At 53.4% G+C, this 26,866-nt stretch carries 27 protein-coding genes; 22 read left to right on the forward strand and 5 right to left on the reverse strand.

Features of this window, described 5'->3' with window-relative positions:
- Positions 1-7: 7 nt before the first annotated feature.
- From ACMYR3_RS10580 to ACMYR3_RS10680, 21 genes are all read left to right on the forward strand, one after another.
- On the forward strand, positions 8-514 hold the full coding sequence (locus ACMYR3_RS10580) for a DUF4405 domain-containing protein (RefSeq protein ID WP_424191922.1): 507 nt from the start codon (positions 8-10) through the stop codon (positions 512-514).
- Positions 515-597: 83 nt separating this feature from the next.
- Positions 598-1,392: an FTR1 family iron permease gene (locus tag ACMYR3_RS10585; RefSeq protein WP_424191923.1), complete on the forward strand. Its 795-nt coding sequence runs from the start codon at positions 598-600 to the stop codon at positions 1,390-1,392.
- Positions 1,393-1,520: 128 nt separating this feature from the next.
- Entirely contained in the window at positions 1,521-2,192 is a 672-nt protein-coding gene (locus ACMYR3_RS10590) for an energy transducer TonB (protein WP_424191924.1), read from the forward strand.
- A 50-nt stretch (positions 2,193-2,242) separates the two neighbouring features.
- A complete protein-coding gene (locus ACMYR3_RS10595) occupies positions 2,243-2,971 on the forward strand; it encodes a MotA/TolQ/ExbB proton channel family protein (RefSeq protein WP_424191925.1) in 729 nt (242 codons plus the stop codon).
- Between the two features lie 17 nt (positions 2,972-2,988).
- Positions 2,989-3,405 carry an ExbD/TolR family protein gene (locus ACMYR3_RS10600; RefSeq protein ID WP_424191926.1) on the forward strand — a complete coding sequence of 139 codons (417 nt, stop codon included), beginning with the start codon at positions 2,989-2,991 and terminating at the stop codon, positions 3,403-3,405.
- Positions 3,406-3,433: 28 nt separating this feature from the next.
- Positions 3,434-4,012, forward strand: a complete 579-nt coding sequence (locus tag ACMYR3_RS10605; RefSeq protein WP_424191927.1) for a hypothetical protein — start codon at positions 3,434-3,436, stop codon at positions 4,010-4,012.
- A gap of 22 nt (positions 4,013-4,034) precedes the next feature.
- On the forward strand, positions 4,035-4,238 hold the full coding sequence (hemP, locus tag ACMYR3_RS10610; RefSeq protein ID WP_424191928.1) for a hemin uptake protein HemP: 204 nt from the start codon (positions 4,035-4,037) through the stop codon (positions 4,236-4,238).
- Positions 4,239-4,544: 306 nt separating this feature from the next.
- Entirely contained in the window at positions 4,545-6,875 is a 2,331-nt protein-coding gene (locus ACMYR3_RS10615; protein ID WP_424191929.1) for a TonB-dependent hemoglobin/transferrin/lactoferrin family receptor, read from the forward strand.
- 9 nt (positions 6,876-6,884) lie between these two features.
- Positions 6,885-7,196 (forward strand): hypothetical protein, encoded by a 312-nt coding sequence (locus ACMYR3_RS10620; RefSeq protein ID WP_424191930.1) that lies wholly within the window; start codon positions 6,885-6,887, stop codon positions 7,194-7,196.
- A gap of 12 nt (positions 7,197-7,208) precedes the next feature.
- Positions 7,209-8,345, forward strand: a complete 1,137-nt coding sequence (locus tag ACMYR3_RS10625) for a hemin-degrading factor (protein WP_424191931.1) — start codon at positions 7,209-7,211, stop codon at positions 8,343-8,345.
- On the forward strand, positions 8,342-9,268 hold the full coding sequence (locus tag ACMYR3_RS10630) for a heme/hemin ABC transporter substrate-binding protein (protein ID WP_424191932.1): 927 nt from the start codon (positions 8,342-8,344) through the stop codon (positions 9,266-9,268). The genes ACMYR3_RS10625 and ACMYR3_RS10630 overlap by 4 nt, the downstream gene beginning before the upstream one ends.
- The gene (locus tag ACMYR3_RS10635) at positions 9,258-9,626 is read left to right on the forward strand and encodes a VOC family protein (protein ID WP_424191933.1); all 369 of its coding nucleotides are present in this window, start codon (positions 9,258-9,260) and stop codon (positions 9,624-9,626) included. The genes ACMYR3_RS10630 and ACMYR3_RS10635 overlap by 11 nt, the downstream gene beginning before the upstream one ends.
- Before the next feature lie 8 nt (positions 9,627-9,634).
- A complete protein-coding gene (locus ACMYR3_RS10640) occupies positions 9,635-10,822 on the forward strand; it encodes a FecCD family ABC transporter permease (RefSeq protein WP_424191934.1) in 1,188 nt (395 codons plus the stop codon).
- A 12-nt stretch (positions 10,823-10,834) separates the two neighbouring features.
- The gene (locus tag ACMYR3_RS10645; RefSeq protein WP_424191935.1) at positions 10,835-11,656 is read left to right on the forward strand and encodes a heme ABC transporter ATP-binding protein; all 822 of its coding nucleotides are present in this window, start codon (positions 10,835-10,837) and stop codon (positions 11,654-11,656) included.
- Positions 11,657-11,757: 101 nt separating this feature from the next.
- Positions 11,758-12,243, forward strand: coding sequence for a hypothetical protein (locus ACMYR3_RS10650; RefSeq protein WP_424191936.1), 486 nt, complete (start codon positions 11,758-11,760; stop codon positions 12,241-12,243).
- Between the two features lie 283 nt (positions 12,244-12,526).
- Positions 12,527-14,632: a TonB-dependent siderophore receptor gene (locus ACMYR3_RS10655; RefSeq protein ID WP_424196468.1), complete on the forward strand. Its 2,106-nt coding sequence runs from the start codon at positions 12,527-12,529 to the stop codon at positions 14,630-14,632.
- An 88-nt stretch (positions 14,633-14,720) separates the two neighbouring features.
- The gene (locus ACMYR3_RS10660) at positions 14,721-15,872 is read left to right on the forward strand and encodes a PepSY-associated TM helix domain-containing protein (protein WP_424191937.1); all 1,152 of its coding nucleotides are present in this window, start codon (positions 14,721-14,723) and stop codon (positions 15,870-15,872) included.
- Positions 15,869-16,081, forward strand: a complete 213-nt coding sequence (locus tag ACMYR3_RS10665; RefSeq protein WP_424191938.1) for a hypothetical protein — start codon at positions 15,869-15,871, stop codon at positions 16,079-16,081. The genes ACMYR3_RS10660 and ACMYR3_RS10665 overlap by 4 nt, the downstream gene beginning before the upstream one ends.
- 282 nt (positions 16,082-16,363) lie before the next feature.
- Positions 16,364-18,433 carry a TonB-dependent receptor gene (locus ACMYR3_RS10670; RefSeq protein WP_424196470.1) on the forward strand — a complete coding sequence of 690 codons (2,070 nt, stop codon included), beginning with the start codon at positions 16,364-16,366 and terminating at the stop codon, positions 18,431-18,433.
- A gap of 173 nt (positions 18,434-18,606) precedes the next feature.
- Positions 18,607-19,347, forward strand: a complete 741-nt coding sequence (locus ACMYR3_RS10675; protein ID WP_424191939.1) for a hypothetical protein — start codon at positions 18,607-18,609, stop codon at positions 19,345-19,347.
- Between the two features lie 101 nt (positions 19,348-19,448).
- Entirely contained in the window at positions 19,449-20,129 is a 681-nt protein-coding gene (locus tag ACMYR3_RS10680) for a PepSY-associated TM helix domain-containing protein (RefSeq protein WP_424191940.1), read from the forward strand.
- Positions 20,130-20,336: 207 nt separating this feature from the next.
- Here ACMYR3_RS10680 and ACMYR3_RS10685 read toward each other — a convergent pair whose 3' ends face one another.
- From ACMYR3_RS10685 to ACMYR3_RS10695, 3 genes are all read right to left on the reverse strand, one after another.
- The gene (locus ACMYR3_RS10685; protein WP_424196472.1) at positions 20,337-21,386 is read right to left on the reverse strand and encodes a quinone-dependent dihydroorotate dehydrogenase; all 1,050 of its coding nucleotides are present in this window, start codon (positions 21,384-21,386) and stop codon (positions 20,337-20,339) included.
- A gap of 162 nt (positions 21,387-21,548) precedes the next feature.
- A complete protein-coding gene (locus tag ACMYR3_RS10690) occupies positions 21,549-21,956 on the reverse strand; it encodes a GlcG/HbpS family heme-binding protein (RefSeq protein ID WP_424191941.1) in 408 nt (135 codons plus the stop codon).
- A 114-nt stretch (positions 21,957-22,070) separates the two neighbouring features.
- The gene (locus ACMYR3_RS10695) at positions 22,071-22,994 is read right to left on the reverse strand and encodes a YdcF family protein (protein WP_424191942.1); all 924 of its coding nucleotides are present in this window, start codon (positions 22,992-22,994) and stop codon (positions 22,071-22,073) included.
- A 202-nt stretch (positions 22,995-23,196) separates the two neighbouring features.
- On the opposite strand from ACMYR3_RS10695, the gene ACMYR3_RS10700 reads away from it, so the two are divergent.
- Positions 23,197-24,183 carry a C40 family peptidase gene (locus tag ACMYR3_RS10700; protein WP_424191943.1) on the forward strand — a complete coding sequence of 329 codons (987 nt, stop codon included), beginning with the start codon at positions 23,197-23,199 and terminating at the stop codon, positions 24,181-24,183.
- Positions 24,184-24,373: 190 nt separating this feature from the next.
- On the opposite strand, the gene ACMYR3_RS10705 is transcribed toward ACMYR3_RS10700, so the two are convergent.
- Both ACMYR3_RS10705 and ACMYR3_RS10710 read right to left on the reverse strand, forming a co-directional pair.
- Positions 24,374-25,315: a patatin-like phospholipase family protein gene (locus ACMYR3_RS10705; protein WP_424196474.1), complete on the reverse strand. Its 942-nt coding sequence runs from the start codon at positions 25,313-25,315 to the stop codon at positions 24,374-24,376.
- A 308-nt stretch (positions 25,316-25,623) separates the two neighbouring features.
- On the reverse strand, positions 25,624-26,814 hold the full coding sequence (locus ACMYR3_RS10710; RefSeq protein ID WP_424191944.1) for a phospholipase A: 1,191 nt from the start codon (positions 26,812-26,814) through the stop codon (positions 25,624-25,626).
- Between the last annotated feature and the right edge of the window lie 52 nt (positions 26,815-26,866).

A 26,866-nucleotide genomic window follows, 5' to 3' on the forward strand; every position in this document is an offset into this window, starting at 1 on the left:
CTCTGTCATGCGTACTCATAAGCATCGTCTACATCATCATCCCATTACCCAACCCAGCCAGCGCAGCGGCTCGGGTTTACAGTTGGAAACCTGGCACCGACGTGTGCTTTATGTCACCTTTATCACATTGTTCGCCACTGGCTTGGGCTGGTTGCTCGCCCATTTTTTTCTGCAGGTACAAACCGAATTCGGCCCTAGCATTCATCCTGTCGAACCTCTCTCAATGAAAATGCATGGTGCTGCGGCCATGCTCGCCCTGTTTTTTGTGGGTAGTCTGTTGAATATCCATATCCGGCGCGCCTTATCCGTCAAGCGCAATCAAGATTCCGGCTGGAGTTTGATTGTGATATTGAGTGCTTTGACCCTGACTGGCTATGTTTTGTATTACCTGAGCAGTGAAACCAGTCGACCGATTTGGTCCGTATTACATTGGTCAATCGGCTTATTGTTACCGGTGGCACTGACTTTGCACGTAAGCCGGGGACGAAATTGGAAAAAGCCAGTCATTATTTGATTATTTTGTAATAACACTTCTCATTTAGCAAATTTCCAATATAATGAGAATCATTATCATTTAGATTTATTTAAGGAGCAGTCATGTTTTCTACACTCATGATCACCCTGCGCGAAGGCCTCGAAGCTTTTCTGATTGTTGCCATTTCCATGGCCTATCTGCGCAAGAGCGGCCGCGGGGAACTGGTTGGCGCAGTCAAGGGTGGCTTGATCGCAGCCATTGTGCTATCCATCGGATTGGGCATTATTCTGGCACGCATTGGCGCGCTGACGCCAGTTTGGGAAGGTACCTTGGCTTTACTGGCTGCCATCCTCGTGATTTACTGTACTGTGCATATGTTCAAGATGGGCAAGCACATGAAAAAGGAAATCGACACCCGTCTAGGCAGTACGCAAAATCAATCACACGGTAAGGCTTATCTGGCTGTGTTTGGTTTTACCTTGCTGATGGTCGGTCGTGAAGGAGTTGAAACAGCCACCATGCTGGCTTCGTTGGCAGTCAATCAAACCCTGCAGCATCTGCTTTGGGGTGGTCTGGTGGGGGTGGCACTGGCCGGTCTAATGGCGATGGCTTGGGGTAAATATGGTCACAAGGTCAACCTGTCGCGCTTCTTTCAGGTCACTGCCATTTTCATGGTGCTCTTTTCGATCCAACTGGTGATCTACGCCTTTCATGAATATTCAGAAGGTGGTGTTCTGCCATTGCTGGACAATGAATATTGGCATGAGGCGACCGAAGACTGGAGCCCGCAGGGTCAGTATGGCCAATGGCTTTCCTATGGCCTGATCCTGGTTCCCGGTGTATGGTTGCTGTACGCATGGCTCAAAGACAAATCGGTTGCTTCGTCCGCGCCCTTGACAGTCGAAGCCCATAAATAGATCGTCAGCTGCAATCACTCATCACTTACTTATCTGATATTTGCAGAGGCAATACAATGAGCACTCTTGCTTACCCTTTCACCATTGCAACACGTCTCCGGCAAGAGACTGCAAACACTGACTCCACTATGTTCTCCGCACGCAGAATCCAGGCACTGCTTCTTGTTGTATTGCTTCATATTGCCCTGCTTTACGCACTCCAGTCAGGGCTGATGATGCGTATTGCAGAGCAGATCGTTCCCAAGGAAATCATGGCAACGCTGGTAGCGCCACCAGCGCCCAAAATTATTGAAGCGCCTCCCACCCCCGAAAAGAAAGTGGAGCCCAAAGAAAAGCCCCTGATCAAACCAACACCTAAACAAACTTTTGTGCCAGATCGCCCCAAAGTAGTCAATAACACCCCAAGCGAAACTGCAATCACAGTACCAATGAGCAAAGAGGAGCCCAGCCCTGCCCCTTCCCCGGCGGCGGCGCCAGTAGTTGCAGCGGCACCGCCAGCACCACCCACGCCGCCGGCACCTAAAATCATTAGTGGCGTGGAATACATTCGTGCCCCTGCTCCCATTTATCCTCCACTGTCCAGGCGCATGAATGAAGAGGGTAAAGTGGTATTGCGGGTCATTGTCAACGAACATGGCCATGCCGAAAAGGCGAGCATCATCACCTCAAGTGGTTCTGCCCGACTGGATGAAGCCGCCCGTGATGCTGTGCTCAAAGCACAGTACAAACCTTATATTGAAGATGGTCATGGTATCCCGGTATCAGTGGTGGTACCCATTTCATTTAGTCTTGATGGCTGACTGATTGATGAGTTTTCAACTTTTTTGATGATATTTTTTAGGAGTTTTTTGTGGATCAATACGGTTTAGGCAGTCTCTGGTCACAGGGTGATTTTGTGACCCGCAGCATTGCAATCATTTTGCTGATCATGTCGGTGTTATCCTGGTTTGTGATGATCGTCAAGACACTCGATCTGCTGCGGCTTAAAAAGGCAGCCAACTCAGCCAAACATCGCTTTTGGCATTCCGCCACGCTGGAAGAAGGCTTGACAACCTTGGGCGATGCCCGTGACAACCCTTTTGCCATTGTTGCCAGCAGCGGAATTGAAGCCGCCCAGCACCATCGTGACAGCAAGCCACATCTGCATGACACGCTGGACATATCCGACTGGATTACCGGCAGTCTGCAGGGCGCCATTGATGACACCGTCAGTACCATCAACAGCGGCCTGGGCGTACTCGCTTCGGTGGGTTCCACTGCACCATTTGTCGGTCTGTTCGGTACGGTATGGGGCATTTATCATGCCCTGATCTCAATTGGTGCCTCGGGTCAGGCCAGTATCGACAAAGTTGCCGGGCCAGTCGGTGAATCACTGATCATGACGGCACTCGGGCTGGCCGTCGCCATACCTGCCGTACTCGGCTACAACGCCATCAATCGCAGCAATAAAGGCATCATCAACAAGCTCAATGGCTTTGCGCGTGATCTGCATGCCTATCTGGTGACCGGTAGCCGAGTTGGTAAAAATGCCACCAACCCGCAAACTGAAATCCGCGTCACACCGCTCAAGCACGCCTGAAACGCGAGGGAATCAGCATGGCTTTTAATACGAATAGCAGTGATGATGCTGACATGTCCGACATCAACATGACCCCGCTGGTCGATGTGATGCTGGTACTGCTGATCATTTTCATCATCACCATCCCGGTGATGAACCACGCCGTCAAGATTGATCTGCCTCAGGCTGCCACACAGCCTGATGAACCCAAACCACAGAATATCAATATCGCCATTGATGCTGACGGCCGGGTTTTCTGGAATGAAGCGCTGCTGGATGACACCGGTCTGCAACAGGCTCTGGTGCAGGCGGCCCAGCTCAATCCGCAGCCTGAACTGCATCTGCGAGCTGATCGCAATGTCCGTTATGACAGCGTGGCGCAAGTCATGTCAGCGGCCAATAATGCCGGCCTGAGCAAAATCGGTTTTGTGACCGACCCGCAACAAAAGCGTTGAAGCAGTCCTTGTCTTGAAAGGAGTCATCATGCCGGAAACCAGCTTGCAAACCCCGTACAATGGCCTGAATGCCCTGTTATTTGGTGCATCAGTACTGGGCGCGATTCCTATGGTACTGGGCGAGATGGGTATTACCATCAAACGGCATGTCAGTGATGCAGTCGATGCCCTATCGCATATTCAAAGCCAGCTGCCTGATCGCCTGACCGAGAAAATCGATTTGCTGATACTGTTTTCTGACTCCCTGCCCGGCCCGATCATCGAACAACTCGGCAAGCTGGCGCAGCAATTTGGCTTACGCTGCATTTGCTGCCGGGCCACCGCAACCAATGTCAAGCTGCGCCTGCAACTGGCACTGCCAGCCTGTGAACGCTGCGTGCAGCCCTGCGCAAGCACAACCAATTCAAGTGGCAGAACTGCATCAGCAGTGGCCGACCAGACACACCCCACCACGATACGGTCATTGAAAGATGTGACCGATCAAGTGTTATGGCTACAAAGCAAGCACACAACAAACACACCGTGCACAGCCAATCAGACTATCCCAAAGATGATTCGGGAGCAGTTCCTGAGCATCTCACAAACCTATTTTTTCGATCTTAAATAGTAATAATTATCATTACGGAGTTATGATGATGAAACAAACTACATTCACCGCCATTGATCCACTGGTCAAAACAGCACTCATGAACCACAACCTCGTTACCACCGTTCATCCAACTGTCAGCAGCGAATCGTTATTGAAGGGACAGCCGCTGGTTCACATCACACACAATGGCGAGGTGTATCAATTACGTACCACCCGACTTGGCAAACTCATTCTGACCAAGTAAGTGATAGCACAGTGTGGGGCATTCGCCTGTTCCATGATTACAGGCGAAGCATTTTGGGGTTTGTCCACTCGGGGCAAACAAGCCAGCTCAAGATTTTTGTGACGATCAGGTCGCGTCTCCTCCAAACAAAAAGCTGCCAGCCAAACCCTTTTTTAATACCCCCTACAGTTTTTTTTTATCTACTGTGGACATCAATCAGCACTTAGCCGCTAAACAGATTGAAATTTTCATTTTTTTGACGGGAGTATCCGTCCATTGCCAGCAAGCCATATGATGGCCAGCAAGCAGCATTCTCAGGAGAAAACCATGTTGCTTGCCGATCTCGGCATCTTGTCGCATTCATCAACCACTGATGAACCGTCACCAAACGCTCGACTCAGCCCGATCCATTATTTCCTGAGCAGCATTCTGACTATGACCGCCTGCGGCACAGCCACCGTGGCATGGGCCGACACCAGTCTGGCACAGATAAGCACGCCATTGCACGAAATCTCGGTAAGCAGCACCCGCACAGAAAACCGTGCCGATGCCCTGCCAGCATCATTAAGCGTCATCACCAGCCGTCAGATCGAAGAAACACTGACCCAGGATGTCAAGGAGCTGTTTCGCTTTGAACCGGGCGTCGCAGTACGCCGTTCCCCCAATCGTTTTCAGGCAGCTGGCGCTGCTACCGGTCGGGCTGGCAATGAAGGCATCAATATTCGTGGGCTGGAAGGTAATCAGGTGCTGATTTTGCAGGATGGTATTCGCCTGCCCAATGCCTTTTCATTTGGCGCACAAGCGACCGGACGGCTCGATTACGTCGATGTCGAAGCCTTTAAACGGGTAGAACTGCTGCGTGGCCCAGCTTCACCCATGTATGGCAGTGACGGCCTTGGTGGGGCACTCAACTTTATCACCAAGGACCCTTCCGACTATCTGCGCATTTTCAAAAAAGACACCTATATCGCCATCAAGCCAGGCTATAACTCGATAGACCGGTCCTTTGGTGTGACCACCATCGCTGCGATTGGCAATACGGCCTATGAGGCCATGCTCTTGACCACGCTGCGCAAAGGCCATGAACCTGACAATATGGGCAGTCGTGCCAATGCCGACTTTACCCGTGACCAGGCCAATCCGGCCGACGCCTCATCCAGTTATATCCTGGCGAAGTGGGTAGCCAAGTCCAATCTGAATCACATCTTCAAGTTCACGGCCGAGCAGCTGGAACGCAAGATTGACACGCACGTATTATCGGCCATCCGCTATCCCACCGGCAGTAATCCAACCAACACCTTGACAGTCCCACCACTGGCTGCTGCCAGCGTACTTGATCTGAACGCCAGAGATCGCATCCGGCGACAGCGCTTCAGTCTGGACTATCTGTATGACGGCCAGGCCACCCCATTGTTTGATCGTCTGCAAACCACCGTCTATTATCAGGACAGCAGCAATCAGCAAATCAGCAATGAAGATCGCAATATCAGCGCCGACCGGATTCGTGACAATCTGTACAAACAGAACCTGCTGGGTCTGTCCAGCCAGTTTGTGAAGGAATGGGGTAATCAGACATCGGCACTGCATCGTCTTAGCTATGGTCTGGATACCAGTCGCAGCGTCATCGACAGTCTGCGCAATGGCACTGTCGCGCCATTTGGCGAAACCTTTCCTGCCAAGGCGTTTCCCAAGACCGATTACACCCTGCTGGGACTGTATCTGCAAGACGAAATCCGTCTGGGTGCCTGGTCAGTCATTCCGGGCCTGCGTTACGATGAATACAGTCTGAAACCACAGACCGACCCACTCTATGTGCTGCCCTCGGCAAGCAGCAACGATCAGGCACTGTCGCCCAAGCTGGCTGCCATGTTTGACATCAACCCGGCGCTGAAAGTCTATGGACAGTACGCCCAAGGCTTTCATGCTCCCACACCAGAACAGGTCAATAATGGTTTTACCAATGTTGCGTCAGGCTATACCAGTATTGGCAACCCCAATCTGAAGCCAGAAACCAGTCAAGGCCTGGAACTCGGTCTCAAAGGACAGGCTGACAAGAGCAGCTACACGCTGGCAATCTATTCGGCACGCTACAAGGATTTCATTGCACAGCAGGTGATTGGCGGTACCGGTCAGACCAGCAACCCATTGATCTATCAGAATATCAATTTCAATGATGTTCGCATTCATGGACTGGAAGCCAGACTCACGACACAAATCACCCAGACGTGGCAAGGCCAGGCCGGACTGGCTTATGCCAAGGGCAGCAGTCATGAAAAAACCGGCAACTACCCACTCAACAGCATAGAACCACTCAAAGCCGTACTGGGACTGCGCTATGAATCACGCACTGAATCCAATCATCCCTGGATGCTGGAAACACTGTTGACACACTATATGGCCAAAAAATCAGCCGATATCGATCAACGCAATGCCAGCGGCGGCAGTTACTTTGCCAGTCCGGCATCGACACTGATCGATGTCTTTGGCCAGTATGAATTCAATCGCCATATCAGCATCAATCTGGGCTTTTACAACCTGCTCAACAAAAAAGTCTGGTACTGGTCAGATGTACGTGGGCTAGCCGCCAACTCCGTATTCAAGGATGCCTATACCGCTGCTGGCCGCAATGTCAGTATCGCCATAAAATTTCAATATTAGGAGCCCATCATGAGTCACTATCAAGAACCCTGTGCCATCACCGATCACGGCAGTGAGGTCGACAATCCGGAATATCTGATGTCACAGACCCTGCACATGATGAGCTGGTTGATTGAAAACCATGCCGGTCCGGTTGCGTCGCCAATCAGCAGCCACATCATCCGGCACCTGCAGCTGCTGTCTCAAAATCCGCTGCTTTCACCAGAATTTCAGCATATCTGCTTTCACCTGATGACGCGCTGGATCGAATATGCCAAGACGACCACACAAACCAGCAGTCCAATGACAATCCGTCATGCCGCTGCAACCACACTGCAATAAGAGAGCCGACTCATGAACACTTCATCCACTGCGACTTCTGATACACCCATTTCCGACACACTGTCTGAATCCAGGCCTGATTTCCACGTCACACTGCGTGACCGCCTGCTCCAGTTACGTCACGAAAAAAATCTGCGCCAGCGCGATGCTGCCATCGTCTTGCAGATCTCGGAAGCCGAGGCTGTCGCAGCTTTTGTCAACGCTGATGACAGCCTGCCCACACAAGCCACCCTGTTACGTCCCCACAACGGTCAGGGGTTTACTGAACTGCTGGAACAAATCCCTACCCTGGGACACGTCATGGCACTCACACGCAACGAGGCCGCAGTGCACGAAGTCGATGGCTGCTATGAAAACATGAGTCATCAAGGGCCTGTTGGTCTGGCACTGGGCCAGGCGATTGATCTGCGAATTTTCTACAGCCGCTGGCGTTATGGTTTTGCCGTCACGGAAAGCAATGCCAAAGGCAGGCAGCATAGTCTGCAGTTTTTTGATGCATCGGGTACTGCACTTCATAAAATCTATTTGCGGGAGCAAAGCAATCTGACTGCCTACCAAGCCCTGGTTGCGCAATACCGGGCACCTGAACAACCCGCCCATATTGCCATTGAACCAGCTCCGGTCAGCACCATCGCACCCGTCACCCTGGATCAGGCCTTGATTGAATCCTTTCGCCAGCAATGGCGCAATATGCAGGACACCCACGAGTTTGTCACACTGCTGAAAAACTTCAATCTGCATCGTACCCAGGCATTGTCTCTGGCAGGTACGGAACTGGCCTACCAGGTCAGCAATCAATCTGCCCGTGATCTGTTGCAGCAGGTTGCACAGGATGACATTCCCATCATGGTATTTGTGGGCAATCCGGGCATGATCCAAATACATAGCGGCGCCATCAAGACCGTACGGATCATGAATAACTGGCTCAACATCCTTGACCCGGGATTCAATCTGCATCTGCGTGAAGATCTGATTGCACAAAGCTGGGTGGTAAAAAAACCCACCGTCGATGGTGTGGTGACATCCCTCGAACTGTTTGACGATGCCGGTAACACCCTGGTCATGTTTTTTGGGGTACGTCAACCTGGCGAAGCTGAATTGACCCGTTGGCGCAGCAGTACAGCACGACTTATCCCCCTGGCATCATGAGTCAAGCGATCGACAAAAAGCGGCGCCTGACGATTGCCGCATTGGGTCTGAGTGTGATCAGCTGGCCGGCGTCAGCACAGCGCACGATGCGCATCATCAGCATTGGTGGTGCCATGACGGAGATCGTTTACGCACTGGGCGCACAGTCCCGACTGATTGCCCGTGATACCACCAGTACCTATCCGGATGCCGCCAATCAATTGCCACACATTGGCTATCAGCGCAATCTGGCCGCTGAAGGCATTGCGGCATTAAAGCCTGATCTGGTGCTGGCAGGCGCAGAAGCCGGGCCACCGACGGTGATCAAACAACTGCGTGAACTGGGAATTCGCATAGAGCAGATCAGCCATCCTCCTGGCACCGAGTACAGCATGGCAGAAGTCCGCAAAAAGATCCAACTGGTCGGCCAGTCACTGGGTTTGGCATCGCTCGGAAACGAATTGCAACAACGCTTTGACCTGGCCTGGCAGCAGCAGACCCAGCAACAGGTACAACGAATCGCGCAATGGCAGATGACCCGGCAGGATAAACCCGCGCACAGACCCGCCATGCTGTTCATTTTGAGCCACACAGGCAATCAGGCCATGGTAGCTGGTGCCCAGACTGCCGCCGATGCCGTGATGCGTTATGCCGGTGCCGAGCCCGCACTGGGCAAACAATTCAATGGCTATAAACCCCTGACCGCCGAAGCCGCCGTCACGGCAGCACCCGAACTGATTCTCACCACACAGGAAGGTCTGCAGCAGATGGGCGGCATTGATCGCCTGCTGGAACAACCCGGTCTGGCGCTCACACCGGCTGGCAAACAGCGCCGTGTCATCGCCATGGATTCCCTGTATCTGCTGGGCTTTGGCCCGCGATTGCCACAGGCCATCAATGAACTGAACGCACACATTTATGGAAAACCCGCTCATGTCGCTTAAGCTCAGCAGTGTTGAAATCAAAGCCTTTGTGCCCGCCCATGACTTTGAACTATCCAAGCAGTTTTATCAAAAACTGGGGTTTACAGTGGCATTCAGTTCCGACGAAATCGCCTATCTGCACCATGGCAATTGCAGTTTTTTATTGCAGAATTTTTATGTGGCCGAGCACGCCAATCAGTTCATGATGCATCTGCTGGTCGAGCAGGTTGACGACTGGTGGCAACATGTACAGGATAGCGGGCTGATTGAACAATTTGCCACTCGGACCGTAGCCCCGCAAAACCAGCCATGGGGGATGCGCGATTTTGTACTGATTGATCCCTCCGGTGTGCTCTGGCGCATTGCTCAAAATATCTGATTGCGCCCATGTCTGCTTTTCACACCCGTGCCTTGACTACCCCTGCCACTGCGGCACCTGCTACCGGCACTGGCGACATCGCGCCGCCCGCCGCTCATTCAGGCGGCGACCCGGCAGACTCGCCGGCGCCGCGCCGCCACAGATTGCATTACCCTTTAAGCGGATTGGTCATGTTGACATTGGGGCTAGCCTTATTATTGATGGTGGTGCTGGCCTGTGGCAGTGGCGCCATGTCAATACCCGCCGGTGAGGTAATCGCAACGCTAGCCGATGTGCTCTGGCAAGATACCCCCGCCGCCGCCCGCTCTGCCACACAATTGGTGGTGCTGGACTTACGCTTGCCACGCATTGTGCTGGGCTTGCTGACCGGAGCCGGGCTGGCTTTGTCTGGTGCGGTGCTGCAAGGTCTGTTTCGCAACCCGCTGGCCGATCCCAGCCTGATTGGCGTGGCCAGTGGCGCCGCCCTGGGTGCCGCACTGATGATTGTGCTGGGTAACCGGCTTTTACCCGGGCTGATGCAACATGGCGGGCCTTATATGTTGTCACTGGCCGCTTTTATTGGTGCCCTGCTGGTCAGTGCCATGATCTATCGCTTTGCGCAGCACCAGGGACAGGTTGGACTGGGCTTGCTGCTGCTGGCCGGTATTGCCATCAGTGCACTGGTCGAAGCCGGCATTGGCTTTCTCACTTTCATGGCCAATGACGAACAGTTGCGCACCCTGACCTTCTGGCGCTTTGGCAGCCTGGGCAATGGCAACTGGCATCTGGTCGGCGTCTTATGCATGCCAGTCTTGCTGGCTGGCTGGTTCATGCTGCGCATGGCCGTACCACTCAATGTACTGGCACTCGGCGAGAGCGAAGCACAGCATTTGGGCATGGCCGTCGATCAAACCAAAAAACGGCTCCTGGTGGCGATTGCCATTCTGGTCGGCACCCTGGTATCGGCGACTGGCATGATCGGTTTTGTCGGCCTGGTCGCTCCCCATCTGATTCGCCTGCTACTGGGCCCGGATCATCGCATCCTTCTGCCAGCCTGTGCGCTGCTCGGTGCACTGCTGGTACTGATAGCCGACACACTGGCGCGCACCCTGGTCAGCCCGGCCGAACTGCCGATCGGCATGCTGACTGCCATGATGGGTGCCCCCGTATTCCTGCTACTGCTCTATCGCGAACGCCATCGTCTGCACCGCTTCTGAAGGAATCGTCTCATGTTGACATTACACAGTATCAGCTACAAAACACTGTTCACCACTTTGCTCGATGAGGTGAACCTGAGCCTGCATGCCGGCGAGGTAGTGGCCCTATGCGGTTGCAACGGAGCGGGTAAATCCACCCTGCTCAAGATCATGGCAGGCAGCCTGCTGCCCAGCCAAGGGCAAGTGCTGCTCAACGGACTACCACTGTCGCAATGGTCTCCACAGCAGCTGGCACGGCAACGTGCCGTATTGCCGCAATCCAGCAGTCTGCATTTTTCATTCAGCGTCTTTGAAGTCGTCATGCTTGGCCGTTTTCCACATGGTGGCGGCAACCATTGTGCTGCCGACCGTGAAGTCGTGCAGCAGGCACTGGCACTGTTTGACGTCGAGCATCTGGCCCGCCGCGATGTCACCACCCTTTCAGGAGGTGAAACCTGCCGGGTACATCTGGCCCGGGTCTATGCGCAGATCACGCCCGCATCTTCAAGGCAGGATGCCGCGCTCATGACACCACGTTTTTTGCTGCTTGATGAACCGACTGCTGCCCTGGACATTGCCCATCAGCACCGGGTATTACAGCAGATCCAAGCCTTGACCCAACACAAGCTGGGCGTTCTGCTGATTGTGCACGATCTCAATCTGGCAGCCCAATATGCGGATCGCATGATCATGCTCAAACAAGGCCAGGTACGCTATAGCGGCCCCACGCAGGCATTGATGACGCCAGCAGTGATTGAAGAATGTCTGGGCTTCCAGTCCATCATTACCCCACATCCGATATCACAGCATCCCGTGATACTACCACTGACTCAAGGACGAACCATCGCATGTTAAACAAGTGCCCCGATTATGACTGGCTGCATCCCGCTATCGCTGATTCAACATCTCACTGACTCACCCATTTCCTTCATCAGTCTTCATCTGGAACAGTCATCATGACAGTCAACGGCCACCACTTACCCTCGGTATTGACCAGTGCCATACCCGTACTCCATTCGGATAATCTGGATGCCACCATCAGGTTTTATGAAACGCTTAATTTCAAGCTGCAGTTTCGTAGCGACCGACTGATTGGTTTGAACCGTGACCGGATACGTTTGCACTTCTGGCTCGATCCGGATACCGCTCAGCCAACACGCAGCAGCTGTCGCATCATGCTGCAAAGCATTGAAAGTTTGTACCAGCTATGCCAGCAACTGCAAATCATTGCACCCAATGGGCAACTCGCCGAAAAACCCTGGCGTACCAAGGAATTCATCATTGAGGATTGCCATCGCAACCTGATCTGGTTCATCGAGCCAGTTCAATTCATTCCGGGTGGCACTCGTCGTCGTCCCGGGGAACCCATGCAACGCTTTCTTGAGCGCAGACAACAACAATCCCGATCCCGTCTGGATCAGGAAAATACTATCAAGGAGTAAAAAAAACGAACCCTATTTATCGCACCTAATAAGGTTATTCTTAACTATACCAATAGGGAGTACCTTGATTTCTTGATAGAAATCGGCGCACTTCCAGATTTCGAGTCAGCCATTCCAAACCGGAACAGCCAGCCATTACACGCATGTTTCAGGGAGATTGGTCATGACCAGTTCTACAAATACATCCACACACTTCACTATCGCTCAACCGGTTTTTCCTGCAGAGCACCATGACACCTCGACCGCGCCGGTCATATGGCAACAACGTCGACTGTATCAGGCCATGATCATATTGCTGGGCCTGACCAGCTCAATGCTACACGCCCAGACAGTCCCACCGTCAGCCGGAGAAAGCAGTCTGCCCGAAGTCCGGGTCAAGGCCCGCAGCGAACAGGAATCGGCCAGCAGTCCCGTTCAAGGTTACCGTGCCCGGCGCAGCATCACCGCCAGCAAGACCGATACGACCCTGGCAGAAACGCCGCAGTCAGTCACCGTGATCACACGCGATCAGATCGAAGACCAGGGTGCTACCTCGCTCAACGACATTTTGCTCTATGCCGCTGGCGCACGTGCCAGCGCCTATGGTGTAGACAGCCGGGGTGACTGGATCCGCGTCCGCGGTGCCGATCCGGTCCAGTATCTCGATGGTCTGCAATTGCTGTTTGGCTACAACAATACACCGCGCCCCGACCCGTATTCGATGGAACGGGTCGAACTATTGCGCGGCCCGGCATCCGTCCTGTACGGTCAGGGCAGCACCGGCGGTTTGCTGAACATGGTCAGCAAGCGTCCTCTGGCCGAAGCACAACGCGAAATCGGTCTGCAGCTGGGCAGCTTTAATCGCAGGCAACTGCAGGCCGACTTCACAGGACCATTGAGCGACGACGGTCAATGGCTGTATCGTCTGATCGCCACGGTGCGCAAGAGTGACACCCAGGTTGACCACGTACCGGATGACCGGCTGATGCTCGCACCATCGCTCACCTGGAAACCCAATAGCCGTACCAGCCTGACCCTGCAGGCTCATTTTCAGCAGGACGACACCGGCTCGTCGGCCACCTTCCTGCCCTGGTCAGGCGTGCGGCTACCCAACCCGAATGGCACCATCCCGACCAGCCGTTTCATCAGCGAGCCAGGTTTCGATGAATACACAATGCGCCGCAAGAGCCTGGGCTGGCTGCTCGAACATCATGTTGATGATGACTGGACAATCCGTCAGAACGCGCGTTACACACGCGGCAAAGGCAGCTACCAGACACTCTACCCACTCAGCAACTTTCTTGATCCGACCAACCCCTATGTGCTGCCCGATGCCAGCGGCCAGCTGGTTACGGACCCGGCCCAGCGTAATATCATCCGCGCGATCTACATCAACAAACGCGACTTGCAGACCCTGACGCTTGATCAGAATATCGAGGGCCGAGTGGTCAGCGGTGCGCTCGAACATCGCCTGCTGGCCGGTCTGGACTATAGCCGCTACAAGGAAACCGCACAAAGCGGCTTTGGCAGCGCTGCCCTGTTTGATGTATACGCGCCAGTCTATGGCAACTTCACCATCCCGGCACTGAGTGCCGATGCCGATCTCGACCAGCGTCAGCTCGGCATCTATCTGCAAGACCAGATCAAATTCGGCCCACACTGGCAGCTCACTGCTGGCCTGCGCCGTGGCCGGGTGGTCAGCTCCCAGCAAAATGCTGCCGACGAACGCGACAGCGCCACCACCAAACGACTTGCCCTGATGTACCACGTCGGCAATGGTTGGTCACCCTACATCGCCTACAGCGAATCCTTTCAGCCAGTGGCTGGCCTGAACTTTTACGGGCAACGCTACACCCCCCAGCGCGGCGAGCAAAACGAGATCGGTGTGCGCTTTACGCCTGCCGATGAAAAACTGTCCCTGCATGCTGCCGTCTATGATCTGAAAGAGAAAAACCGCCAGGTCAGTGACCCGACCAATCCACTCAACCAGCTGCAAAGCGGCCAGACCAAGACCCGTGGCCTGGAACTGGAAGCCAAGACCAGCCTGGGTCGACAATTTGATCTGATTGCGCAGTACAACTACACCGATCTGGACAAACAGCTCGAAGCCCTGCCCAAGCATGTCGCCTCGGCATGGGGCAAATGGCGTTTTCAGATTGCGGGCCTCTCCGGTTTCTCGGCCGGACTGGGCGTACGCTACATGAGCGCATTTCGCAATGATCCAGCACCGACCACCCCCGCCCTGACACTCATGGATGCCATGCTCGGCTGGGACAATGGCAGCTGGCGCTATGCCCTCAATGTCACCAATCTGACCGACAAGGTATTTGTCAGTACCTGCCTGGGACGCGGCGACTGCTGGTACGGCGCACGGCGTAATGTCATGCTCACCGGCACTTACCGGTTCTGAGTTTTCCTGTCTAACAAGTCTCGATCATGTTCCACCCACCGCACGCATCGATTGCACGCTTCCCTTACCCCAGCGTCAGGAGGCCATCATGACACCGGCCCAGTTGCGCGGCTGGCGCTGGCTGCACAAATGGTCAAGCCTGATCTGCACGATCTTCATGCTGCTGTTGTGTCTGACTGGCCTGCCGCTGATCTTTCACGAGGAGATCGAGCATTTATCGGGCAGCGCCATCAGCGCGCCAGACCAAGTAGCGCCCGGGGCACCAGCCAGCCTTGACGAGATCATCGCCGCAGCACGGCGGCGCTATCCGGAGCGGGTAGTGCAATTTGCCTCGCTGGATCACGACGACGAACGTCTTTGGTTCATCACGCTGACACCGACGCCGCAGAGCCAGGACGACTTCAAATCGGTCGTGGTAGATGCGCGCAACGCCCAGGTGCTGGCCGAACCGAACACCAGAGAGGGCTTCATGTATGTGATGTTCCGGCTGCATGTGGACCTGTTCGCCGGCCTGCCCGGCAAATTGTTTCTCGGCCTCATGGGACTGCTGCTGCTGGTGGCCATCGTCACCGGTGTCGTGCTCTACGCACCCTTCATGCGCAAGCTGGCCTTCGGTACAGTACGTCATGACCATGCCCCGCGCACCCGCTGGCTGGACCTGCACAATCTGCTGGGCATGACTACGCTGATCTGGGCACTGGTAGTGGGCGCCACCGGCATGATCAATACCTGGGCCGATCTGGCCATCAAATATTGGCAATACGATCAGCTCAGCACGTTGCTGGCTCCCTATCAAGGTCAACCGGTCACGGCCGAAGCCGAACGTGCACCGCTGCAGCAGGGCCTGCTGGCCACCCGGGCACAAACACCGGGCCAGCAGGTCTCGTTCATTGCCTTTCCCGGCAGTACCTTTTCCAGCCCGCATCATGTCACCTTCTTCATGCGTGGCCACACACCATTGACCGCGCGGTTGCTGCAGCCGGTCCTGGTGGATGCCCATACCGCTGCCATCACCGCTGCACCGGCACTGCCCTGGTATCTGGCCACACTGCTGATTTCACAACCGCTGCATTTTGGCGATTATGGTGGCCTGCCCTTGAAAATTCTCTGGGGGCTACTTGATTTGATTACCCTGGTCGTATTAGGTAGCGGACTGTATTTGTGGTGGCGTCGGCAATCAGCAAATGAAACCAGACCAAGCAGACGCCCAACACGCCTGCCTTCAGGAGCGGATACATGAAACACGACCAAATCAGAACCCGCACATTGCAGGAAATCTTTGCCGTGCCTGCACTGCTGGCCCTGCTTTCAAGTATTGGTCTCATCTCAGCCCTGCTGGCCGATGGTCTATGGGATGCCTTGTCCTGGTTGTCCCTGGGCGGGGTAGTTGCGGCCACTATCTGGTACGCACTACGCCGCCATGACAGATCAACTGGTCAACCGGACTGAACCATCTGATCATTTTCAATAAACATACTATCAAGGAGTAAAAAAAACAGACCTTATTTATCGCACCTAAGAACCGTTATTTCCAATCATACTAATAGGGAGTACCACGTATTCCCAATATTATTCAGCCAGCCCCTCCTGTTGGAACAGCCAGCCGCATGTTTATTTTCAAGGGGGTTGACCATGGCCATCAAACATCAAAACAACGTATCTCTCACCTTACCAGCCAGCTTCACACCAAGCACGCTGAGTCTGACCATTGCCATGCTGCTCGGACTGGGCATGACGGCAGTGCATGCACAAACCAGTCAGAAACCAACAGAAAACAGTCTGCCTGAAGTCAGGGTCAAGAGCAGCAAAGCCAAAGAAGAGAGTTATCACACGCCCAGCGCCCGCACCGCCACCAAAAGCGAGGCCTTGCTGCGTGACATTCCACAAACCATCAATGTTGTACCCGAACAGGTATTGCAGGATCGTGGCGCACGCTCCATGCAAGACGTCATGAAAAACATTCCTGGTATTGGCCAGAGCAGCGGTGATGGTCAGCGCGACCAGGTGTTTATTCGCGGCTTTACCGCCATTGCCGATCAGTTTGTTGATGGCATTCGTGACGATGCACTGTATTTTCGTGATCTGTCCAATGTGGAACGGGTCGAAGTCATCAAGGGCCCGGCCGCCGTGCTGTATGGCCGTGGATCATCGGGTGGCCTGATTAACCGGGTCAATAAAAAGCCGGGGATTGATCTGACCGAAGTGGCAGTGAGTCTGGGCAGCTGGTCCAACAAGCGGGGTGAGTTTGATCTGGCCCGCAGCGCCAAGAACGACAGCATTGTCTCCTGGCGATTGACCGGTGCACTCGAAGAAGGTGGCAGTTATCGCCAGCAGCAATTCATCAACCGCAAGGCCATCTCGCCCTCGGTATTATTTAAGTTCAGCCCGCAGACGCAATTGCTGGTGCAAGCCGATTATCTGGAAGATCGACGTCTGACCGACTTTGGCATTCCTGCCATCAATGGCCGTCCGGTTGACGTCGACCCCGGTACCTACTACGGGGCCGCCAATGCCGCCCAGGTGGACTACAACCAGTCACGGGTTCGCTCACTGAGCGCGGTATTGAATCATCGCTTTGATGCGTCCTTATCTTTTCGCAATGCCACGCGCGCCTATCACTATGTGCTCGACCGCAACAATACGCTACCCAGCGGTACCGTCAACAGCGTAGCCAAAACTGTCGGACTGACCCGCTCCAATATCTATCGCCAGGAACACGGTGTCTTCAACCAGTCGGAACTGACCCAGAAATTTGCCTGGGGCAGCACCCAGCACGAGCTGCTTTATGGGCTTGAGCTCGGTCAGCAAAACAAGGATGTGCTCAACTATTCGGCTGGCACGGTGGTCACCGTCAGTCTGTACAACCCGGTATTGCCTACCCTGCCCTTTGCCATTGCTGGCAACCCGGCCGGTGACAGCCTGACCCGCCTGAAAACCACCGCACTCTATGTGCAGGATCAAATCTCGCTCAACACGCAATGGAAAGCCCTGTTTGGCCTGCGGCGTGACCGCTTTGAACAGGACACTGACGAACAACGCATCAACCAGCCCGATCTGGCACGTACCGACAATGCCTGGAGTCCACGCGCTGGCCTGGTCTGGCAACCTGATAGCGTACAGTCGTATTACGCCTCAGTGAGCCGTTCATTCCAACCCTCGGCCGAAAGCTTTGCCCTGGCCGCCAACAACGCCGACACCGCACCGGAAAAAACCACCAATCAGGAAATTGGTGCCAGGTATGAGCTGTTCAACGGCAAGGCCAGTGTGACGGCCGCCCTGTTTCGTCTGGAGCGCACCAATATCAAAACCACTGATCCCAGTAATCCAGCCAAGCTGATTCCAATCGGCACTCAACGTACCGATGGTCTGGAACTGACATTTACCGGTGAAGTGGGGCATGGCATCAGCCTGACTACCGGCTACGCCTATCTTGATGCGACAGTCATCGAATCCAACACGATTGAATCCGGTCAACCGGTCAAAGGCAAACGCGCCACCATCACCCCCAAGCATAGTGTCAACTTCTGGATGACGCAAAAACTGGGGAATGGCTTTACCTATGGCGCGGGTCTGAATTATGTAGACGATCGTTTTGCCAACCCGGGCAATACTGTCACTCTGCCAGCCTACACCACAGTGGATGCGATGTTGCAATACCGTATTGACAAGACCACTCTGCAACTCAATCTCTACAACTTGTTTGATCGCGGCTACATCATTTCAGGCCATGGCAGCAATCCCAACTTAAATATTCCCGGTGCACCACGCAATATCATGCTGAGCCTGCGGCAGTCGTTCTGATGAATCGGTTCGATGCGGGTGTTGATCGTCATCCTGCATCGGGCCCATTCCAAGGTCATCCATGCTGCGACTTATCGACAAACAACGGTATGAGGATATTTCATTGAATCCGATTCATTTCAATCCAATTCGCTTTATTGGCAATGTTTAACCCTTCAATACAAGGAACCATCATGAAATACCATCTGCAATTCTCGGCCCTGCTGCTCTGCATACTGAACTCGCCCATGGCAGTCAATGCCCATGCCTTGTGGATTGATCGTTCCGGCAACGGCAATGGCCCGGCACGCAATCTGATATTACGTTTTGGTGAGGCCGAAAATGCGCTGATCGAAACCAGTCCGGGCAAACTGGACAATATCAAGCCGCCACTGGCATGGCGCTGGCTCAGGCAGGATCAGTCAGAAGCGATACATGCCGAAAAAACCGCCGATGGCTATCTGCTCGGCCAGCTCGGCAATAATCAGCAGATCACCGCCGAAGCACTGGAACAGGACGTGATGGATCTGAGCAAATACCATCTGGGTGTGGTGCGTCCACTGTTTCATGCCCGCTTTGTCAACTGGCCAATAACGCTTGTCGAAGAACCGGTCATGGCACTCGACATTTTGCCAGTCGACCAGGCAGGCACCACCTTCAAGGTCTATCTAAATCAGGCACCTTTAGCCAAAGCCAAGGTGACGGTGATCGCACCCAATCTATGGACCCAGGAACATCATACGGATGAACAGGGTCTGATTCATATTCATGCGCCTTGGCGCGGCACTTATGTCCTTGAAATCACCCATATGGAAAACGAAGCAGGTGAATGGCAGGACCAACCTTTTGCGGCAAAACGCCATCGCACTACCCTGAGCTTTGTCATGGCCAAAGGCTTGCCGGCCAAGCCCATGCCACCCGCTCAGGCACATTGATGATTGAATCATCAAACCGTCAGACAGAAACTGAAGTTGTTTGCTGATGGCAAAGATTGTCGAATCATTCTTCAAAATTTATTTTTACATCGTACATAGCCATGTCTCACACAGCACCGTCATCTTCTCCCCTTATTGCCCCCTCAATCACACCACCTCACAAAAAAAAGCGTAGTGCACGTTCACGCTTTTTATGGTGGTTACGCCAGATTCATTTATGGTTGGGTCTGTGGGGTGCGGCACTGGGTCTGATCTTTGGTGCAACAGGTATTCTGATGAATCATCGCGCCATCCTGAAAATACCGATTGAGAAGGTCAAACAGTCGCATGCACAACTAGCCCTGCCTGAGGGTGGTTTTAAAAACATTGAACAGCTGCAAAACTGGCTGAGCAGTCAGACTGGTTATCCTGTTCTGCAAAATCGGAACAAGATTGATCCAGCCAAAACCGTCATCTGGGGTGAACAGGAGGTTCGTCAACCAGAACGCTGGAGTGTCAATCTGCAAAACCCGCAGCATATGATCAATGCCGAATACTTTTTAGGTAACCAGTTTGTCAAGGTCGAATATCAGGATGCCAATCTGATCGGTACATTGATCCGGCTGCACATGGCTACCGGCGTCAACACCTTCTGGGTATTGCTGTCCGATACCATCGCCGGTAGCCTGATCCTGCTCGCCATAAGTGGTCTGCTGCTCTGGAGCCAACTGCATAAAATCAGGCTGCTGTCGCTGTTGATCAGCCTGTGTGCATTGGGTGGCATGCTGACGTATCTGCTGTGACACTCAAACTGGAGATGCGTGTCACACAATACAAGACAGGATCAAACAATAAATGCGTCGTTAAAACCAACGATCGTATCGAGCCAATTTTTTCCAGATTGCATAACAATGCATCTGTCGGGCATTGCATATTGAAATTTAAAATATTTCAGAATTAAACGTTTACACGCTCTTGTTCTAGAGCCTAATAACTTGGCGATAGCCTTCTCATCGCAAGGCGCTTGCCACTTCGGCCACCAATGCCGGGCCACGATAAACCAGTCCGGTATAAAACTGCACCAGACTCGCGCCAGCATCTATTTTGGATTGGGCATCTGCGCCGCTCAAGATTCCACCCACACCAATGATGGGCACCGCGCCTTGCAAATGCTGTGCGAGTTTGCTAATCACGGCATTGGAAGCCGCCAGCACCGGCGCACCGGACAAGCCACCGATTTCATTGGCATGCACCAGACCTGCTACCTTGTCGCGGGCAATGGTGGTGTTGGTGGCGATCACCGAATCCATTTTGTGGGCAACCAGCAAGTCGGCAATCACTTTGACCTGCTCATCATCCAGATCCGGGGCAATCTTGACCGCCAGCGGCACATAACGACCATGCTGGTCGGCCAGGCTCGCCTGCGCTTCCTTCATGGCACGCATGATGGGCGCCAGCTCGTTTTCATTTTGTAGTTGCCGCAAATTGGCGGTGTTGGGTGAAGAAATATTGATGGTGGCAAATTGCACATGCGGATAGACCTTGCCATAACAATGCAGGTAATCATCGACGGCTTTGTCCAGCGGCGTATCCAGATTTTTACCCAGGTTGACACCGATCACCGGCCGACTGCGCATGCACCGGGTACGGTCAGCCACATTCCAGGCAGCAATATTGGCGACCAGATGATCCACACCCAGATTATTAAAACCCAAGCGGTTGATCACCGCCTGCGCTTCAGGCAAGCGAAACATGCGCGGTTTGGGATTGCCAGGTTGTGGCCGTGGTGTCACGCCACCCAACTCAATAAAACCAAAACCCAGGGCCGCAAAGCCGGCAATGCATTCACCATTTTTATCGGCACCGGCCGCCAAACCCACCGGATTGGGAAAGGTAATGCCCATCACCGTTTTGGGATTGGCTGGTACCGACTCAAACGCCAGATTGGCCAGGCCAGTTGCGGCCAAAGTGCTGAGCGATTTGAGCGTCAGCGCATGAGCCTCTTCGGCATCCATCTTGAACAATAGGGAGCGGGTCAGCGGGTACAGCGCATTATGCAGGGCAGCAAGCATGAATAATTGAAGATGAAAATGGGTTGGTAAGTGGTTAATGTAAGTAATGTGAGTCTTGGGCCGTCTATCGAGCAGGCTCTCGTCAACACGACATTGACCAAGCGCCTGATCAAGCAGCAGGCGTAACCCCTGATTATCCCGCAAACCGCTTTAAAGTCCCAGCGCAGCAATACCTGCCTTGGCAATTTGCGCATCTTCGGTGGACTTCACACCTGACACCCCCACCGCACCGATCACCTGTCCGTCCGCCACAATCGGCACGCCGCCTTCGAGCAAACCAGCCATCTGTGGTGCCGAAAGAAATGCAGTACGGCCGGCATTGATCATATCTTCATATACTTTGGATTCGCGTTTGCCCAGTGCCGCAGTGCGCGCCTTTTCAGGTGCCATCAAGGCACTCATTGGCGGTGCATTGTCGAGTCTGATATAGCCCAGCAGATGCCCACCATCATCCACCACCGCAATGCTCACGGCCCAGCCATGGTTGATGGCTTCAGCTTCAGCAGCAGCGAGCACTAATTTGGTATCGGCACTGGTCAGGTATTTTTTACTCAGCATGGCAGACATCCTTTCTTCTGTTAAAGATAAAAGTCCGGTGCCAGGCCTGGCACCGAGCCCGCTGCGTGAGGCAATCGGGCGCGCAATCGGGAATGTGCTGACTGTTAACTGTGCTCAGGTTTTGCTCAAGCCCAGATTTGGTGCCAGAAAATACCAGAACAACCCAATCGCTTCACGTACCACAATCTGACTAGCAAGGATCGCTTCAGGATGTGGAATGAAATCGGCCAGATACACACCATCGTAACCGGTACGGCCACAAGGCGCTGGTAGCACCGTCAATCCGGCTTGCTCAAATTCTTGTTTGGCACGACGCATATGCCAGCCGTGCGTCACCAAAAATACGCGGCCAATGCCAGCCTGCTTGAGTAAAGCCGCCGAAAAAGCGGCATTATCCGCCGAGGTATTGGACGCCCCTTCCATCCAGTTGACGGGTGTGGCCAATTCGAGTTCCAGTACCTGTTTCATCAACTCGGCTTCGCTGGCGCCCGGCAGTTCGGGGTTGCCGCCCGAAACCAGCACCGGCAAATGCGTGGCGTGATAAAGGCGCGCAGCAAAACGGACTCGTTCCAGGGTAAAAAAGCGGATATTGGTAGCACCATATTCGGTGGGCGTCCGCGAACGCCCGGCGCCCAGTACCACAATCGCCTGTGGTGGCGTATCCGTCTGGCCTGCCAATGGCGTTTGTAAATCAAGCCAGGGGCCTTCTTCCAGCGCAGCCATGGCGCGATAGGCAAAAAACTTGGTACTGCCTAAATAAGTCAGCACCAAAGTCAGCACCAGCACAATCGTGCCAAGCCGCTTGAGCCGCACAGCAGCGCGACGCTGTCCAAGCCAGCGCAATAACGCACCAATCAGCAACCAGAATAGCCAGGCAGTGGGAGGTAACAAGATAATCTGTACCAGTACGCGACCAATACCAGGTTGCCAGCCGGAAGATGCAGAGGCAGACGCTGTAAAAGACTCGACCGCGCCACTCACGCATGAATAGATTGTTAAAAAAGATAACAGGATTGTGCGTTGAAAAATGGCCAGCATAAGTGATACTCATCAAGGGTATAAGCTTATTTATAGTAGTTCAGGTGCGTTTTTACTGCATCATTTTTTATACTCCCAATACCGCTTTGGCAGAACGGTACTGCCAGATGACAAACCGATGACAGCTCTTCAGGTACTTTGGGGAAACTTCTCTTTGACAGCATGAAATAAATCACCTATCTTCGCGTTCATGCAGAAAAAAATGACAAAGAATTCGACACGGACTAGTCCATCTGGTGGCTTGCCAAGCGCCTGGACTGCTAAACGCTTGGCACTTTCTGGCAAGCGCCAGGTAATGGGCAGTCTGTTCCTCGCCACTTTGTTGAGTGCACCTGCTGTCCATGCCAAACCTGTCAAAATCACCAAAACAGTCTCTGCCAAATCCAAAACCACGACGAGTGTGATTGCCAAATCCAAAGCACCAGCCAAGTTAGGTATGGCTCATGGCAAAAAAGTCGCTGACAGTCACTCGCCTCACGCCCCGCTGCCTGCCAAAGCCGTTACGGCACCAAGCGCTTTACCCAATGTAGTCTTGCCCAATGTCATGTCACCGGCTCCTGCCACGACGGAATCAGCCGCCAATCTGGACTCGCTGATTGCCAACATTCAGGCCAATGACAAACTGGGTGAGCACAGCAATGACAGGGCTATCAGCAATCTGGTCAATAATGCCGTCGCAGCAGCAACGCCGATGGTGAGCAACCCTTCCCAAGGCACGATTCTGGAAGCGGCCAAAGCCAGCGCGCCCTATCCCGAGATCCAGCCCGAGTCAAAATCCTCGGGCTTTTTTTCGTCGGTTGGCAGCACAACCAATAATATTGTCGGCAAGGCACTCCACTATATCGGCGTCCCTTATACCTATGGTGGTACGTCGGTGGAAACCGGTTTTGACTGCTCCGGTTATGTACGCAAAGTGTTTCATGATACGTTTGGCCTGCTTTTGCCGCGCCGTGCGGTTGAGATGAGCAATCTGGGTTCATCGGTCAAAAAGGAAGAACTCAAACCGGGTGATCTGGTATTTTTTAATACGCTGCGCAATGCGTTTTCACATGTGGGCATTTATCTGGGCAATAACCAGTTTGTGCATGCCCCCTCCTCCGGTGGTCGAGTTCGGGTTGAAAGCATGGATATTCCTTACTGGCAAAGCCGCTACGAAGGCGCTCGCCGCGTGAAAGAGGCGCAACCATAAACACGATCGTCAATCGCATCAACATACAAGAAAATACAATGAAAATGCCCGCTGTGATGCGGGCATTTTCATTGTCGGCCAACACAGCGCTGACCAAGGATACCAATAATTGTGTCAATTGCGTTTTTACTGGTCACCCCTGACTGATCAGGCCGTGTTGCTTATACCGCATTGTTCCTACTTTGCTGGCTTATTCTTTACTGGCTACCGCTTGGCGCTCAGCCAGCTTTTCCTTGATTTCTTTCATCAGCACCGCTGTGGCCTGTTCACCGGCCAAAACGGCCACATTACGCGAAGTAAAGTCGGTTCCGGCCACGCCATTGAGCAGTGGCCGAATCACGATATCGGCTTCCTTGATTTCATACTGGCTGATCGATTGCCCCATGATGGTAAAGGTCTGCAGCATGGTGTCCATCGTGCCTTTGACATTGGCGGCATCGGGACGCGATGAAATGTCCACCGCAATCACGAAGTCAGCGCCCATCTTACGGGCGGCGCGCACGGGTACGGGCGCAACCAGACCACCATCCACGTAGTCACGACCATTGATGCGCACCGGCTGAAACACGCCCGGCACGCTTGACGAAGCCCTGACCGCCATGCCGGTATTACCACGCTGAAACAGGACCGGCAACCCGGATTGCAAATCGGTGGCGACAATCCCCAGCGGTCGTTTCAGCGCTTGAATCGGCCTGTTCTTGAGCACCTTGTTCACATAATCCTGCAATGCCTCGCCCTTGAGCACACCACGATTACCAAACGGCAGTACCCAATCGGCAATGGTGGCCTCATCCATTTTGGTGGCCAGCTTTTGCAACTCAAAACCATTCAGACCGGAAGCGTAAAACGCGCCCACCACACTGCCCGCGCTGGTGCCAGCAATCATATCCGGCTCAATCCCTTGTGCTTCCAGCGCCTTGATCACACCAATATGTGCAAAACCACGCGCGGCACCGCCACCCAATGCCAAGGCAATCTTGATCGGCTTGGTCGTCGTTGACTCGGTCGGCTTGCTTGGCTTAACCAATATTGGCGTCACGATATGCACGTCTGGCAGGGGTACCGGCGAATTGGCTTCGGACAAAACAGGTTTATCGGTCGCCACAGCAGGATTAACCCCCGAAGACTCCATTGCCGTCTTGCTGCTAGCCGACGTGCTGGTCACTACCGGAGCAGACACATTGCTATGCAAAAAAGAACAGGAAGCCAGTAAACCACTGGCCAGAACCATCGCCAAACGAAATTTGAACATCGAGGGAAATAAGAAAAAGGGGAAACGCAAGATAGCACAAGCTATGGGGCAGACCGTTAGCATAAAGCCACATTTAATATACTAACCACCTGTATAAAATTAAGCATAACAAATACGCACTTAAGCAGCTAATTTTATCAAAGTAATCAGGGAGTATATTAAAAACAATCACTGTAACAATAAATGGCTTATTCAGTGATCACAATACCAAAGCCAACCGAAGTCTGTTTGTAGTCATAATCAATCAGATTCTGACCATAGCCATGAAACACCTGCACATAACCCTTGAGCCGATTTTCAATCGGAAAGGCCCAGGAAAACTGCAATGAGCCACGATTATTGGTCGGTCTGAAATTATTGCGCCAGGTCACGGTGTATTGCTGTCCATTGCGTTGATACACGCCCAGCACTTCCCCACGCCCCACATAATCGACAATATTGGGATTGTCATCATCGCCCGACTTTTCGGGCAGACGCCACCAGGGTTTGATGAACAGCGAATAAGCGCCCTTTTCCAGACCGAGTTGTACATAAGCACGATTCCAGCTGCGCGACAGATCACCGCCCCGACCATTGGACTGATGCGCCAACCCGATATTGAGCATGCGCGCATCCCAGCCCAGCAAGCGATAGTCCGTTTTAAAAACCAGCATCGCTTCGGGCTCGTAATTGGTTTCACGAAACGGCGCCGAATTTTTGCGGTTATAAAACTGCCAGTATGACTGCTGGGTGTAACCCAGCCACAAATCACCATTTCCCGGGAACAGACTCTTGATGACCTTGGTCTTGAAGCTGACCTGAAACTTCACCTCGGATCGCTGCAGGCCACCATCCAGTCCCTGCACTTCACCCAGAGTTGAACGGAATGGCACGTTGTTGGTTGAAGTGGAATAAAACACCGGCAACAGATAAATCGGCCGATGGGATTTGAACGTGAAAGTAGGATCCTCTTCCTCCGGCGCCAGCTCCCACATGCGTGTCAAAAAGCTGGCGGTACTGACGGTCTTGCTGTGCGGATCAAGTGTGAACAGGGCATTGGGCTTGGCTGGTGGCAACGGTGCCAAATCGGGTAAAGCATCAATGCCCGGTTTTGATTGATTGGCCTGGATTTCACTACTTTGAAGCAGAGTGCTATCAGTCTTTTCAACAACAACTTGATCATAGCAAGCCAGCCTTTGTGCATCATCGCGTAACGCTTTGCAACGGGATAAATCGGTCTGGTTGATTTGTGCCTGAGCCGACCAGGCTGGTAAAAGCAAAAATGAGATCAACCAGTTTTGCCACCCCAATGATGCCACGATGACTGGCAAGGAGACAGATTGAAAATCGGCTTGGACTCGTGGTCTGCCTGCAAATCGTTTTAAGTATTGATTTTTCAAGATTTAATCCACTTTTAGGCAAAAACTTGTCATATTGAAAGCAGCTTAACAG

The sequence above is a fragment of the Ampullimonas aquatilis genome, from assembly GCF_049675895.1.
Classification (GTDB): Bacteria; Pseudomonadota; Gammaproteobacteria; order Burkholderiales; family Burkholderiaceae_D; genus Ampullimonas; species Ampullimonas aquatilis.

Excerpts from the sequence above, each read along its gene's own strand:
- ACMYR3_RS10580 (WP_424191922.1), top strand. The coding sequence starts at position 8 with ATGCGTACTCATAAGCATCGTCTACATCATCATCCCATTACCCAACCC.
- ACMYR3_RS10585 (WP_424191923.1), top strand. The coding sequence starts at position 598 with ATGTTTTCTACACTCATGATCACCCTGCGCGAAGGCCTCGAAGCTTTT.
- ACMYR3_RS10590 (WP_424191924.1), top strand. The coding sequence starts at position 1,521 with ATGTTCTCCGCACGCAGAATCCAGGCACTGCTTCTTGTTGTATTGCTT.
- ACMYR3_RS10600 (WP_424191926.1), top strand. The coding sequence starts at position 2,989 with ATGGCTTTTAATACGAATAGCAGTGATGATGCTGACATGTCCGACATC.
- ACMYR3_RS10605 (WP_424191927.1), top strand. The coding sequence starts at position 3,434 with ATGCCGGAAACCAGCTTGCAAACCCCGTACAATGGCCTGAATGCCCTG.
- hemP (WP_424191928.1), top strand. The coding sequence starts at position 4,035 with ATGATGATGAAACAAACTACATTCACCGCCATTGATCCACTGGTCAAA.
- ACMYR3_RS10615 (WP_424191929.1), top strand. The coding sequence starts at position 4,545 with ATGTTGCTTGCCGATCTCGGCATCTTGTCGCATTCATCAACCACTGAT.
- ACMYR3_RS10620 (WP_424191930.1), top strand. The coding sequence starts at position 6,885 with ATGAGTCACTATCAAGAACCCTGTGCCATCACCGATCACGGCAGTGAG.
- ACMYR3_RS10625 (WP_424191931.1), top strand. The coding sequence starts at position 7,209 with ATGAACACTTCATCCACTGCGACTTCTGATACACCCATTTCCGACACA.
- ACMYR3_RS10630 (WP_424191932.1), top strand. The coding sequence starts at position 8,342 with ATGAGTCAAGCGATCGACAAAAAGCGGCGCCTGACGATTGCCGCATTG.
- ACMYR3_RS10635 (WP_424191933.1), top strand. The coding sequence starts at position 9,258 with ATGTCGCTTAAGCTCAGCAGTGTTGAAATCAAAGCCTTTGTGCCCGCC.
- ACMYR3_RS10640 (WP_424191934.1), top strand. The coding sequence starts at position 9,635 with ATGTCTGCTTTTCACACCCGTGCCTTGACTACCCCTGCCACTGCGGCA.
- ACMYR3_RS10645 (WP_424191935.1), top strand. The coding sequence starts at position 10,835 with ATGTTGACATTACACAGTATCAGCTACAAAACACTGTTCACCACTTTG.
- ACMYR3_RS10650 (WP_424191936.1), top strand. The coding sequence starts at position 11,758 with ATGACAGTCAACGGCCACCACTTACCCTCGGTATTGACCAGTGCCATA.
- ACMYR3_RS10655 (WP_424196468.1), top strand. The coding sequence starts at position 12,527 with ATGATCATATTGCTGGGCCTGACCAGCTCAATGCTACACGCCCAGACA.
- ACMYR3_RS10660 (WP_424191937.1), top strand. The coding sequence starts at position 14,721 with ATGACACCGGCCCAGTTGCGCGGCTGGCGCTGGCTGCACAAATGGTCA.
- ACMYR3_RS10665 (WP_424191938.1), top strand. The coding sequence starts at position 15,869 with ATGAAACACGACCAAATCAGAACCCGCACATTGCAGGAAATCTTTGCC.
- ACMYR3_RS10670 (WP_424196470.1), top strand. The coding sequence starts at position 16,364 with ATGACGGCAGTGCATGCACAAACCAGTCAGAAACCAACAGAAAACAGT.
- ACMYR3_RS10675 (WP_424191939.1), top strand. The coding sequence starts at position 18,607 with ATGAAATACCATCTGCAATTCTCGGCCCTGCTGCTCTGCATACTGAAC.
- ACMYR3_RS10680 (WP_424191940.1), top strand. The coding sequence starts at position 19,449 with ATGTCTCACACAGCACCGTCATCTTCTCCCCTTATTGCCCCCTCAATC.
- ACMYR3_RS10690 (WP_424191941.1), bottom strand. The coding sequence starts at position 21,956 with ATGCTGAGTAAAAAATACCTGACCAGTGCCGATACCAAATTAGTGCTC.
- ACMYR3_RS10695 (WP_424191942.1), bottom strand. The coding sequence starts at position 22,994 with ATGCTGGCCATTTTTCAACGCACAATCCTGTTATCTTTTTTAACAATC.
- ACMYR3_RS10700 (WP_424191943.1), top strand. The coding sequence starts at position 23,197 with ATGACAAAGAATTCGACACGGACTAGTCCATCTGGTGGCTTGCCAAGC.
- ACMYR3_RS10705 (WP_424196474.1), bottom strand. The coding sequence starts at position 25,315 with ATGGAGTCTTCGGGGGTTAATCCTGCTGTGGCGACCGATAAACCTGTT.